This is a genomic window from Pseudomonas sp. SLBN-26 (genome assembly GCF_006715895.1).
Taxonomy (GTDB): domain Bacteria; phylum Pseudomonadota; class Gammaproteobacteria; order Pseudomonadales; family Pseudomonadaceae; genus Metapseudomonas; species Metapseudomonas otitidis.
Window position 1 is genome coordinate 2,642,570 of record NZ_VFOB01000001.1, and the last position, 12,247, is coordinate 2,654,816.

Below are 12,247 nucleotides of genomic sequence, written 5' to 3' on the forward strand. Positions count from 1 at the left end.
GAATGCCGCCCTTTCCAACTGCTGGTACCGGCCCGTGAAGCAACAACCCGACCGCATCTACGCCACGCCCCAGGCCCAGGTGGCCGACTTCGCCTTCAACGAGGACGTGGTCCGGGTCTTCCCGGACATGATCAAGCGCTCGGTGCCGGGCTACCCCACCATCGTCGAGAACATCGGCGTGCTGGCCGCGCAGTTCGCCCAGCCCAACACCCCGCTCTACGACCTGGGCAGCTCCCTCGGCGCCGTGACCCAGGCCCTGCGCCGCCACGTGAAGACCGAAGGCTGCCGGGTGATCGCGGTGGACAACTCCAGTGCCATGGTGGCGCGCTGCCGGGAGTACCTGCACGCCCAGGACGCGATGTTCCAGGAGCTGCTGCCGGTGGAGGTGCTGGAGGCGGACATCCTCGCCCTGGAGTTCCAGCCCACCAGCCTGGTGGCGCTGAACTTCACCCTGCAATTCGTCCCCCGCGAGCGCCGCGAGGAACTGCTGGGGCGCATCCGCCTGGCCCTGTTGCCGGGTGGGGCGCTGATTCTCTCGGAGAAGCTGCGCTTCGAGGACGCCGAGGCCCACACGCTGCTCACCGACCTGCACGTCGCCTTCAAGCGCGCCAATGGCTACAGCGAGCTGGAAATCGCCCAGAAGCGCAGCGCCCTGGAGAACGTCATGCACCCGGACAGCCTGGAGGAGCACCGCGAGCGTCTGCTCGCCGCCGGCTTCTCCAAGGTGGTGCCCTGGTTCCAGTGCCTCAACTTCGCCTCGTTGATCGCCCTGCCATGATCCGCACCCTCGACCTCGACAGCCTGCAACAGCAACTGGCCGGCACTCGCCTGCAGGACTGGGCCGCCGACCTGCCGGCGCAACTGGACGCCAAGCTGGCCGTCGGCCACGGCGACCTGGAGCGCTGGGGGGCGGCCGTCAACGCCCTCCCCGCGCTGCAACCGCAGCAGGTGGAACTGGCCCAGCGCTTCCTGCTGGACGGCCCCTGCGACGAGGCCACCCGGGCCCAACTGAAAGCGGCCTTGCAAGGGCTGATTCCCTGGCGCAAGGGGCCGTTCGAGCTGTTCGGCGTGCACGTCGACACCGAGTGGCGCTCGGACTGGAAATGGGCGCGCGTCTCGCCCCATCTGGACCTCGTCGGCAAGCGGGTGCTGGATGTGGGCTGCGGCAACGGCTACTACCAGTGGCGCATGCTCGGCGCCGGCGCCGACTGCGTGGTGGGCGTGGACCCGAACTGGCTGTTCTTCTGCCAGTTCCTTGCCATGAAGCGTTTCCTGCCCGACCTCCCCGCCTGGCACCTGCCCCTGGCCCTGGAGGAGCTGCCGGCGAAGCTGGAAGGCTTCGACACGGTGTTCTCCATGGGCGTGCTGTACCACCGGCGCTCGCCCATCGATCACCTGTACGACCTGAAGGACTGCCTGGTGCGCGGCGGCGAACTGGTGCTGGAAACCCTGGTGGTGGAAGGCGATGCCCAGCAGGTGCTGGTGCCCGAGGACCGCTACGCGCAGATGCGCAACGTGTGGTTCCTGCCGTCGGTGCCGGCGCTGGAGCTGTGGCTGCGCCGCGCCGGCTACGTGGACGTGCGTTGCGTGGACGTGAGCGTCACCAGCGTGGAGGAACAGCGCAGCACGGAGTGGATGCGCTTCCAGTCGCTGCCCGAGTTCCTCGACCCGGCCGACCACAGCCGCACCGTCGAAGGGCTCCCCGCCCCCGCTCGCGCGGTGATCGTCGCCCGCAAGCCCTGAACCGCAACCCGGCTTCAGCCCGGGAACACCCGCCACAAACGAACCGGCCTACCCGTGCGCCACGGGTAGGCCGGCGTTTCATCAGGGGTCAGCGGGTGGTGACCCTGGGCTGCGTCAGACGCGCGACGCCTGCGCCCCCTGGATCAGCTGCTTCATCTCCACCACCGCCTGCTTGAAGCCGACGAACAGCGCGTGGGCCACCAGGGCGTGGCCGATGTTCAGCTCGTTGATGCCGGGGATCGCCGCCACCGGCTCGACGTTGTGGTAGTGCAGACCATGACCGGCATTGACCACCAGGCCGAGCTTGAGGCCCAGGGCGACACCCTCGCGGATGCGCTGCAGCTCCTGCTCGGCTTCCTCCGGGGTGTGGGCATCGGCGTAACGGCCGGTGTGCAGCTCGATGGCCGGCGCACCGACGCGGTGGGCGGCCTGGATCTGCTGCGGGTCAGCGTCGATGAACAGCGAAACCTCACTGCCGAGCTTGGCCAGGCGCTCTACGGCGGCCTGGATGCGCGCCTCCTGGCCGGCCACGTCGAGGCCGCCTTCGGTGGTCAGCTCCTGGCGCGTTTCCGGCACGAGGCAGATGTGTTCGGGGCGGATTTCCTCGGCGAAGGCCATCATCGGCTCGGTGACGCCCATCTCGAAGTTCATGCGGGTCTGCAGGACCTCCTTGAGCACGCGCACGTCGCGCTCCTGGATGTGCCGGCGGTCTTCGCGCAGGTGCACGGTGATGCCGTCGGCGCCAGCTTCCTCGGCGTCCAGGGCGGCCTTGACCGGGTCGGGGTAACGGGTCCCCCGGGCCTGGCGCAGGGTGGCGACGTGGTCGATATTCACGCCGAGCAGTACACGGTTGGCTTCAGTCACGGGCAGGTTCCTTGATCGTCATGAAGAGTTCGCGGCTGGCCAGCGGCCGGCCACCAAGGTGAGGGGCCAGGGCCTGGCGCATCAGGCGCTTGGCCGCGGCCAGGGCCCCCGGCGCCGACCAGTCGGCCTCGGCCAGGGCCAGCAGCTCGGCGCCCTGGAAGAGGCCGGGCTGCAGGTGGCCGACCGGCTCCAGGCCGGCGTCGGGCAGCAGGCGGTAGATGCCGTCGACGGCGATGGGCGCGCCGTGCAGGTCGATGTCCAGGGCGAAACCGTAGCCCAGCTCGTCCAGCAGCCGCCACTCGAAAGCGCGCAGCAGCGGCTCCAGCGGGCGGTTGGCGGCAAGGGCCTGGAGGGTCACGGCGTAATGCTGGAACAGGTCGGGGTGAGGCGCTTCCGCCGGCAGCAGGCGCACCAGCAGTTCATTGAGGTAGAGCCCGCTGAACAGGGCTTCGCCGGTGAGGAAATGCGCGATGCCCGCGCCTTCGAGGCGGCCGATGTTCTTCAGCTCGCTGCGGCCGCGCAGTTCCACTTCGAGGGGGACGAAAGGCCGGGCCAGGGTGCCGGCCTTGCCACGGGCGCCGCGCAACACTGCGCGCAGGCGCCCATCGGGGGTGAACAGGTCCACCAGCGCACTGCTTTCGCGGTAGGCCCGGCTGTGCAGGACAAAGGCCGGTACCGCCTGCGCGGGTGTCTGCATGGCGGGTCAGAGGTCGTTGTAGCCCAGGGAGCGCAGGGCCCGCTCGTCGTCGGACCAGCCGCCCTTCACCTTGACCCAGAGGTTGAGCATGACCTTGGAGTCGAACATGACCTCCATATCCTTGCGCGCGTCCTGGCCGATGCGTTTGATGCGCTCGCCACCGTCGCCAATGATGATTTTCTTCTGCCCGTCGCGCTCGACGAGGATCAGCGCATGGATGTGCAGCGTGCGCCCATCGTGCTTGAACTCCTCGATCTCGACGGTGATCTGGTAGGGCAGCTCGGCGCCCAGCTGGCGCATGATCTTCTCCCGCACCAGTTCGGCGGCGAGGAAGCGACTGCTGCGGTCGGTGATCTGGTCTTCCGGGAAGAAGTGCTCGTTTTCCGGGAGGTTGTCCGCCACCAGGCGCTCCAGCGCATCGAGGTTGTGGCCGTGCTGGGCGGAGATCGGCACGATCTCGGCCTTGGGCAGTTGCTCCTGCAGCCAGGTCAGGTGCGGCAGCAGCTCGGACTTCTCTTCCAGGCGGTCGGTCTTGTTCACGGCGATGATCACCGGGCCCTGCACGTACTGGACGCGCTCGAGCACCATCTGGTCCTCGTCGGTCCAACGGGTGCGGTCCACCACGAACACCACCACGTCGACGTCCTTGAGGGCAGCGGCGGCGGACTTGTTCATGTAGCGGTTGAGCGCTTTCTCGTTGTTCTTGTGCAGGCCGGGGGTGTCGACGTAGACCGCCTGCACCGCGCCTTCGGTCTTGATGCCGAGCATGGTGTGGCGGGTGGTCTGGGGCTTGCGGGAGGTGATCGCCAGCTTCTGCCCGAGGATGTGGTTGAGCAGGGTGGACTTGCCCACGTTGGGGCGTCCGACGATGGCCACGTAGCCGCAGCGGGAGGTTTCGAGATCAGTCATGGCCATTCTCCACGCCCAGGGCGACCAGGGCGGCGGCCGCAGCCACCTGCTCGGCGATGCGCCGGCTGGCCCCTTGGCCACGGGTCTTGTCGTTCAGCAGGGTGATGTCGCACTCGACGAAAAAGGTGCGGCAGTGCGGTTCACCCTGGATATCCACCACTTCGTAGCGGGGCAGTTCGCAGGCCCGGGACTGCAGGAACTCCTGCAGGCGGGTCTTGGGGTCCTTGTTGGTGTCCACCAGGGTCAGGCTTTCCAGCTCGTTCTCCAGCCAGGCCAGGACCCGTTCACGGGCCCTGTCCATGCCTGCATCGAGGTAGATGGCACCGATCAGCGCCTCCAGGGCATCCGCCAGGATCGATTCGCGGCGGAAGCCACCACTCTTCAGCTCCCCGGAACCCAGGCGCAGGTATTCGCCCAGTTCGAAACCCCGTGCCAGCAGGGCCAGGGTCTCGCCCTTCACCAGCCGCGCACGCAGCCGTGAGAGCTGCCCCTCGCGCGCCTGGGGAAAGCGCTCGTAGAGGGCCTCGCCCGCGACGAAGTTGAGCACAGCGTCACCAAGAAACTCCAGGCGCTCATTGTTGCGCCCGGCGTAGCTGCGGTGGGTGAGGGCCAGGGTCATCAGACCCTGGTCGTTGAAGGTATGGCCGAGCTGGCGCTCGAGACGGCTGAGGGATGCGCTCACGGGACTCTTACACGGAATTCTTTGTCGAAATGGACCACCAGGTCGAGGTTCTCGATCAGCGGCTCGCGCTTCTCGTACTTCAGGGTGGCGTAGAAGTCGTTGTTCTCAACCTTCACGCTCAGGGCCTTTTCCAGGTCGATGTCGCGGATGCTGTTGATCTGCATCCCCTTGCGTACATAGGCCTCAAAGTCGCCCGGAGTGGAGATCCCCTGCCCCTTTTCGTTCTCCACGGACGTGATCAGCTTTTCCAGCGCGTAGTAGTCCATGTAGTGGGGAACGATCTTGAAGGCGGTGCTGGCAATGAAGGCGACGATGGCCAAGACCACCATCCAACCCAGGAGCGAAAGGCCGCGCTGCGAGCGTGCGAACGTCATGTTGACCTCAATGTCGGTTGTTGTTCGGGCCGGCCGGCCCGTCGCAAGACTATATATAGCGGGCGGCGCCGTCGTGAACAGCGCCGCAAAAGCGAAATCCCGGGACGGTCAGTGGATCAGGCCGACGCGGGAGAAGTTCGGCAGGCTGCGCAGCTTCGGGTCCGGCCAGCTCATCCACACGGCAAAGGCCTTGCCGACGATGTTGCGGTCCGGAACCATGCCCAGCAGGTCGCGGGGGATGTTCGGGTCGTTCCAGTAGCGGCTGTCGTTCGAGTTGTCGCGGTTGTCGCCCATCATGAAGTAGTGCCCCTCCGGGACCACCCACTCCTTGCCGGGCTCCATGAGGTTGCGGCGCATTTCCTTGCGGATCATGTGCTCGACCTCGCCCAGCTTCTCCTGGTACAGACGCGCGCTACCCAGGGTGCCGGGCTCGTCACCCACCAGCGTCTCGGCCACCAGCTGACCGTTGACGGTGAGGCGCTTGTCATTGCTGTAGGCGATGCGATCACCCGGCAGGCCGATGACGCGCTTGATGTAGTTGACGTTCGGGTCGCTGGGGTAGCGGAACACCATCACATCGCCGCGTTGCGGGTCACCCACTTCGATCACCTTGGTGTCCAGCACCGGCAGGCGGATGCCGTAGGCGAACTTGTTCACCAGGATGAAATCGCCCACTTCCAGCGTCGGCTTCATCGAGCCGGACGGGATCTGGAACGGCTCCACCAGGAACGAACGCAGCACCAGCACGATGGCCAGCACCGGGAAGAAGGACTTGCCGTACTCGACCAGCAGGGGCTCCTTGCCGAGCTTTTCCAGCACTGCCGGATCGGGCTCGCCGACCTGCCCCTGGTAGGTGGCGATCGCAGTGCGCCGGCGAGGCGCCAGCAGGACCAGATCGAGGAGCGCGAGCACGCCGCAGACCGCCACGGCGATAACCAACAAGAGCGGGAAATTGATCGACATAGACCCTAGCTATCCACTTTGAGAACAGCGAGGAAGGCTTCCTGCGGGATTTCCACGCTGCCTACCTGCTTCATCCGTTTCTTACCGGCCTTCTGCTTCTCCAGCAGCTTCTTCTTACGGCTGACGTCGCCGCCGTAGCACTTGGCCAGAACGTTCTTCCTGAGTGCCTTGACGGTGGTCCGCGCCACGATCTGGCCGCCGATGGCGGCCTGGATGGCGACGTCGAACATCTGCCGAGGAATCAGGTCCTTCATCTTCTCGGTCAACGCACGGCCCTTGTAGTGGGCCTGCTCGCGGTGAACGATCAGTGCCAGCGCATCGACCTTCTCGCCGTTGATCAGCACGTCCAGGCGGACGAGGTTGGCGGGCTCGAAGCGGTCGAAGCTGTAGTCCAGCGAGGCGTAGCCACGGCTCACTGACTTCAGGCGGTCGAAGAAGTCCAGCACCACCTCGTTCATCGGCAGGTCGTAGCAGACCTGAACCTGGGAACTGAGGAACTGCATGTCGCGCTGCACGCCACGCTTCTCGATGCACAAGGTGATGACGTTGCCCAGGTGCTCCTGGGGCACCAGGATGTTGGCGCGCACGATGGGCTCGCGCATCTCCTGGATGGACGCCAGGTCCGGCAGCTTGGACGGGTTGTCGACGTAGACGGTCTCGCCGCTCTTCAGGACGATCTCGAAGACCACGGTCGGGGCGGTGGTGATCAGGTCCAGGTCGTATTCGCGCTCCAGGCGCTCCTGGATGATCTCCATGTGCAGCATGCCGAGGAAGCCGATGCGGAAGCCGAAGCCCAGGGCCTCGGAGCTTTCCGGCTCGTACTGCAGCGCGGCGTCGTTCAGGGTCAGCTTCTGCAGAGCCTCGCGGAAGTCCTCGAAGTCATCGGAGCTGACCGGGAACAGGCCGGCATAGACCTGCGGCTTGATGCGCTGGAAGCCGGGCAGCACGTCCACGTCCGGGGTATTGGACAGGGTCAGGGTGTCACCCACCGGCGCGCCGTGGATGTCCTTGATGCCGGCGATGATGAAGCCCACTTCGCCGGCCTTGAGGTCTGCGGTCTCGGTGTGCTTGGGGGTGAAGACGCCGACGCTGTCCACCTGGTGGACCTTGCCGGTGGACTTCACCAGAATCTTGTCGCCCTTCTTCACCCGGCCGTGCTTGACCCGCACCAGCGAGACCACGCCCAGGTAGTTGTCGAACCAGGAGTCAATGATCAGCGCCTGCAGCGGCGCCTCGATCTCGCCTTCGGGCGGCGGGATCACCTTGACCAGCTGCTCCAGCACCTCGATCACGCCCATGCCGCTCTTGGCGCTGCAAGGTACGGCGTCCGTGGCGTCGATGCCGATGATGTGCTCGATCTCATCCTTGACCCGCTCCGGCTCGGCCTGGGGCAGGTCCATCTTGTTCAGCACGGGCATCACTTCCAGGCCCTGCTCGATGGCGGTGTAGCAGTTGGCCACGGACTGGGCCTCGACGCCCTGCCCCGCATCCACCACCAGCAGCGCGCCTTCGCAGGCAGCCAGGGAGCGGCTCACCTCGTAGGTGAAGTCCACGTGGCCGGGGGTGTCGATGAAGTTCAGCTGGTAGGTCCGGCCGTCCTGCGCCTTGTAGTGCAGGGTGACGCTGTGGGCCTTGATGGTGATGCCGCGCTCACGCTCCAGGTCCATGGAGTCGAGCACCTGGGCCTCCATTTCGCGATCGGAAAGGCCACCACAGAGCTGGATGAAGCGATCCGCCAGGGTCGACTTGCCATGGTCGATGTGGGCGATGATGGAAAAGTTGCGGATATGACTCAGGTCACTCACGGGATCGACACTCGAAAAAAGCCGCAAGCCGGTTGCTTGCCGAAAAATAGCCGGGGAGTTTACCTGATCGCCATCATGGGCGTCACGCACGACCGACGGGCCCCGCCCATGAAAAAGGGCGACCTGGGCCGCCCTTTTTCAGTGCATCGGATCACTCCGACAATTTGAAGGTGATGAAGCTCGCGCGACCCTGACGCAGCACACGCATGGACACCGAACGGTTCTTCGGCAGTTCCTTGGCGATCTTGGCGAAGGTCTGCACCGAATCGATGGCCTGGTTGTTCAGGTGGGTGATCACGTCGCCCGGGCGCAAGCCCATCAGTGCAGCCGGTCCATCCTGGATCTCGCGGATGACCACGCCACCCTTGATGTCCAGCGCCTTCTGCTGTTCCTCGGAGAGGCCGGCCACCAGCACGCCCAGACGGTTGCTGCTGCGCTCTGCGCCCGAGGACTCGCCGGCACCGGCCAGCTCCTCACCGTCCTCTGGCAGCGCACCGATGCTCAGGGACAGGTTCTTGCGATTGCCATCGCGGACGATGCCCAGGTCGATCTTGGTACCCGGCTTCAGCCCGCCCACGAGGTGCGGCAGGTCGGCGGACATGACGATGGGCTGGCCGTTCATGCTGAGGATGACGTCACCCACTTGCAGGCCGCCCTTGGCAGCGGGGCCGTTCTCTAGCACCTGGGCCACCAGCGCACCGGCCGGCTTGTCGAGACCGAAGGATTCGGCGAGGTCCTTGTTGACCTCCTGGATCACCACGCCCAGCCAGCCGCGGTTGACCTTGCCGTTGGCCTTGAGCTGGTCGGCCACGCTCATCGCCACGTCGATCGGGATGGCGAAGGAAAGGCCCATGAAGCCGCCGGAGCGGGTGAAGATCTGCGAGTTGATGCCGACCACTTCACCGTCCAGGTTGAACAGCGGGCCACCGGAGTTACCCGGGTTGATCGCCACGTCGGTCTGGATAAACGGCACGTAGCTCTCGTTGGGCAGGCTGCGGCCCTTGGCGCTGACGATGCCGGCGGTCACCGAGTGATCGAAGCCGAACGGCGAACCGATGGCCAGCACCCAGCTACCCACCTTCAGCGCGTCGGACTTGCCAAGCTTGACGATGGGCAGGTCCTTGCCCTCCACCTTCAGCAGGGCCACGTCGGTGCGGGCGTCGGCACCAATGAGCTTGGCTTCCAGTTCGCTGCGGTCGGACAGGCGCACGATGATCTCGTCGGCGTCCGCCACCACATGGTTGTTGGTCAGGATGTAGCCGTCCTTGGAGATGATGAAGCCGGAACCCAGGGACTGCGCTTCGCGCTGGCGACCGCCCTGGCCGCGGGGCGCCTGGGGCATGCTGCGCTCGAAGAACTCCCGCAGCATCGGCGGCAGCCCCTCCAGGTCCGGCATCTGGTTGGCGACAGCGCGCTCGGGCAGCTTCTGTCGCGTACTGATGTTGACCACGGCGGGGGACGCCTGCTCCACCAGCGGGGTGAAGTCAGGCAGTTCGGCACGCGCCACGAGGGTTTGTCCGAGCAGCAGCAGCGCCGCCACGGCGGACATGCAGGATTTCATGCTTAGCATCGACATACAGCTCCCGTCATTACACGAGGAATTTGAACCCACCGAGCGCCCTGGGGCGGGGCAGGCAAACGCAAATCGGGCCGGAAGCGAGGCTTCCAGCCCGATAGAACATTGCACAACTTGGGACACGAATCGATAGCAGATTGCCACCGATTGCCGACCTCCGTTCGAGCAGGAGGCCCAGCGCTGCCGCCCGTGCGCCCCTCAATTACTGGGGCGCCGGACTACCAGCGGAACCCGCCGAACGCATAGACAACGCGACGCGCTCCGCAGTTCCCACAGGAATCTCCCCCACGACGGTGACCATCACATCCCCGTCTGCCGTGCTCAGTCGACGGGATACCGCTACCGTAGGCCCGAGCTCGTAGGGCACGATGTCCTCCACCCGCGCGCCGTGCAGCGGCTCGAGGAAGACCGAGAAGCGCGCCAGACCATCGCCATAGAGCAGGCAAGCCACGGTATCGGATGACGCCGGGCTGCGGCGCTGGGTCGAACTGGAAAGACTGAAGCCTGGCGGCAACCAATCGGAGCGCCAGCCACTGGCCTGCTCCGCCGGTGCCTCGGAGAAGCTCACCGACTGGCAATCGGCCCCCGGCTGAAGTTCGGCATCGTCCGGGCGGACCGTTTCGAGCTGGGTGAACTGGAAGCGCTCCAGCAAGCCCCCCTTGTCATTGAGCATCAACGACTTGAGCGGCAGGCCGGTCTCGCGATCCAGGTGAAGCTCGAAGCCATAGCGGTGCTGGTCACGCGGCACCAGACTCAAGACCACGGCAGGCCGCCCGGCAACACGGGATTCACCCACCACGCTGATCTCGTAGGACTTGGCGATCTGCGCCGCATCCAGATCGCGCGCGGGCCACAGCTGGCCACCCATCTGGTCGGCAAGGGCGCCACTGACACACTGCGTCCTGCCGTCCACCCGCACGACCTCCTGGGCCGGGCCATCGAGCTGCTGCAGGCGCTCACGTACCTGGCCGGCATCGACCCGATGCCAGACCTGGTGGGTGGAAAAACTGCCGCTGCGTTCGTAGACGAATGTTCCCTGGAAATTCTGCTGCTGCTCGGCCTGGGCAATACGCTTCAGCCAATCCTGGGGTTCGGCGGCGTGGGCGGCCTGAGCCAGCCATCCGCCGCCGAGCAGCAAGAAGAGTGGTAGTGCGCGCATGGATTACTGCTCAGCGGCTCTCCAGACTGGCAGCGCGTGCGTAGGGCAGCGCGCTCTCGGAACCGCTCATGGCGGCCTGTTGGGCGTGCTGACGCAGGTAGGCCGGCAGGCGCTGGTCATGCCAGCCCGACGGCGCAGCCGAACCTTGCGGCAGTACACGCGGGGACTCGACGCTGTAACCCGCCAGCACCGCATCCTTGTTGGCCTGGGGCGCAGTGATCAGGGGCTGCACGCCACCTTGCTGGGCCAGTTGGCGGGCGCCCACCTCGTCCTGGTTGTACAGGCGCACACCGGCCAGCACGGCGACAGTCACCGATGCGGCGACCGCCAGGCGACCCAGGGTCCGCCAGGGACCCTTGGTAGCGGCAGCCGGCGCAGCCTCTTCCGCCAGCGCTGCGGATACCGCCGCCGCGATGTCGAGACGGGGCTCGAGCAGCTCCTTGTGCATCACGGCACGGGCTATCTGGTAGCGCGACCACGTGGCACGGATCTCCTCATCACCGCTGGAGGTGAGCACTCGGCGCAACTCCAGTTCATCCGCTTCGTTATCCATCACCGCGGACAGCGATTCATGCAGGGCTTCACGACTCATGGCGATTCCTCTCTATTGCTGTCGCCGCTGTCTCAGGATTCCTGCAGCAGGGGCTGCAGGGCTTTATCGATCGCTTCTCGCGCCCTGAAAATACGCGAGCGAACCGTACCAACCGGACACTGCATGACGCTGGCGATGTCCTCGTAACTCAGACCATCGAATTCACGCAACGTCAGCGCCGTACGCAAATCCTCGGGCAACTGCTGGATGGTTCGATGGACCGTACCCTCGATCTCGTCCCGCAGCAGCGAGCGCTCGGGCGATTCGTTGTCCTTGAGGGCATGATCGCCATCGTAGAACTCCGCATCCTCCGCACTCACATCACTATCCGGAGGACGTCGACCACGCGCCACCAGATGGTTCTTCGCCGTGTTGATGGCGATGCGGTACAGCCAGGTATAGAAAGCACTGTCACCGCGGAAATTACCGAGCGCACGATACGCCTTGATGAAGGCTTCCTGAGCGACATCCTGGGCTTCCTGGGTGTCGTGCACGAACCGCACGATCAACCCGAGGATCTTGTGCTGATACTTCAGCACCAAGAGATCGAAAGCCCTCTTATCGCCTCGCTGCACCCGCTCGACCAGTTGCTGATCCTGTTCCTGGGTTAGCATGGATACTCCTCGTTGGAGCTCGAGGGGCACCGCGCCGCCCAGTGGATCGGCTTGCCAAGATAGACTCGGGCGTTACGCAAAAGTTCTCCCCTCCAAGCAAGCTTCCTGCAAGACCGTTTCCTTCTTGCACGGAATCACGCAGCAGGGTTCAACCGCTGCTGCGCGGATAATTTATTCGCCTGATTTGCCGCAGCCAGAGGAGCAGGAAGCCCCTCGCGGCACAACTCGCCAAGCACGTCACTTCATGTGCGACACACCTAAGAAAGCGG

The 12,247-nt window shown here is 65.4% G+C and carries 13 protein-coding genes; 2 read left to right on the forward strand and 11 right to left on the reverse strand.

Going from position 1 to position 12,247, the window contains the following annotated elements:
* Positions 1-34 precede the first annotated feature (34 nt).
* Entirely contained in the window at positions 35-778 is a 744-nt protein-coding gene (gene cmoA, locus FBY21_RS12060) for a carboxy-S-adenosyl-L-methionine synthase CmoA (protein ID WP_142011241.1), read from the forward strand.
* Positions 775-1,743, forward strand: a complete 969-nt coding sequence (gene cmoB, locus FBY21_RS12065; protein WP_107329102.1) for a tRNA 5-methoxyuridine(34)/uridine 5-oxyacetic acid(34) synthase CmoB — start codon at positions 775-777, stop codon at positions 1,741-1,743. Before cmoA ends, cmoB begins: the two co-directional genes overlap by 4 nt.
* Positions 1,744-1,857: 114 nt before the next feature.
* On the opposite strand, the gene pdxJ is transcribed toward cmoB, so the two are convergent.
* From pdxJ to rpoE, 11 genes are all read right to left on the reverse strand, one after another.
* Positions 1,858-2,607 (reverse strand): pyridoxine 5'-phosphate synthase, encoded by a 750-nt coding sequence (gene pdxJ, locus FBY21_RS12070; protein WP_074968981.1) that lies wholly within the window; start codon positions 2,605-2,607, stop codon positions 1,858-1,860.
* Positions 2,600-3,304: a DNA repair protein RecO gene (recO, locus tag FBY21_RS12075; RefSeq protein ID WP_142011243.1), complete on the reverse strand. Its 705-nt coding sequence runs from the start codon at positions 3,302-3,304 to the stop codon at positions 2,600-2,602. Before recO ends, pdxJ begins: the two co-directional genes overlap by 8 nt.
* A gap of 6 nt (positions 3,305-3,310) precedes the next feature.
* Positions 3,311-4,213 carry a GTPase Era gene (gene era, locus FBY21_RS12080; protein ID WP_044407217.1) on the reverse strand — a complete coding sequence of 301 codons (903 nt, stop codon included), beginning with the start codon at positions 4,211-4,213 and terminating at the stop codon, positions 3,311-3,313.
* Positions 4,206-4,895 carry a ribonuclease III gene (rnc, locus tag FBY21_RS12085; RefSeq protein ID WP_044407219.1) on the reverse strand — a complete coding sequence of 230 codons (690 nt, stop codon included), beginning with the start codon at positions 4,893-4,895 and terminating at the stop codon, positions 4,206-4,208. Before rnc ends, era begins: the two co-directional genes overlap by 8 nt.
* Positions 4,892-5,269 (reverse strand): DUF4845 domain-containing protein, encoded by a 378-nt coding sequence (locus FBY21_RS12090; protein ID WP_142011245.1) that lies wholly within the window; start codon positions 5,267-5,269, stop codon positions 4,892-4,894. Before FBY21_RS12090 ends, rnc begins: the two co-directional genes overlap by 4 nt.
* Before the next feature lie 108 nt (positions 5,270-5,377).
* Positions 5,378-6,232 (reverse strand): signal peptidase I, encoded by an 855-nt coding sequence (gene lepB / locus FBY21_RS12095; protein ID WP_044407223.1) that lies wholly within the window; start codon positions 6,230-6,232, stop codon positions 5,378-5,380.
* 5 nt (positions 6,233-6,237) lie between these two features.
* On the reverse strand, positions 6,238-8,037 hold the full coding sequence (gene lepA / locus FBY21_RS12100) for a translation elongation factor 4 (protein WP_044407226.1): 1,800 nt from the start codon (positions 8,035-8,037) through the stop codon (positions 6,238-6,240).
* A gap of 151 nt (positions 8,038-8,188) precedes the next feature.
* Positions 8,189-9,607 carry a DegQ family serine endoprotease gene (locus FBY21_RS12105; RefSeq protein ID WP_083422352.1) on the reverse strand — a complete coding sequence of 473 codons (1,419 nt, stop codon included), beginning with the start codon at positions 9,605-9,607 and terminating at the stop codon, positions 8,189-8,191.
* 208 nt (positions 9,608-9,815) lie between these two features.
* Complete coding sequence (locus FBY21_RS12110; protein WP_142011247.1) at positions 9,816-10,772, reverse strand: MucB/RseB C-terminal domain-containing protein; 957 nt, start codon at positions 10,770-10,772, stop codon at positions 9,816-9,818.
* 10 nt (positions 10,773-10,782) lie between these two features.
* Entirely contained in the window at positions 10,783-11,364 is a 582-nt protein-coding gene (locus FBY21_RS12115) for an RseA family anti-sigma factor (RefSeq protein WP_142011250.1), read from the reverse strand.
* A gap of 32 nt (positions 11,365-11,396) precedes the next feature.
* Positions 11,397-11,978 carry an RNA polymerase sigma factor RpoE gene (rpoE, locus tag FBY21_RS12120; protein ID WP_044407234.1) on the reverse strand — a complete coding sequence of 194 codons (582 nt, stop codon included), beginning with the start codon at positions 11,976-11,978 and terminating at the stop codon, positions 11,397-11,399.
* Positions 11,979-12,247: the final 269 nt, after the last annotated feature.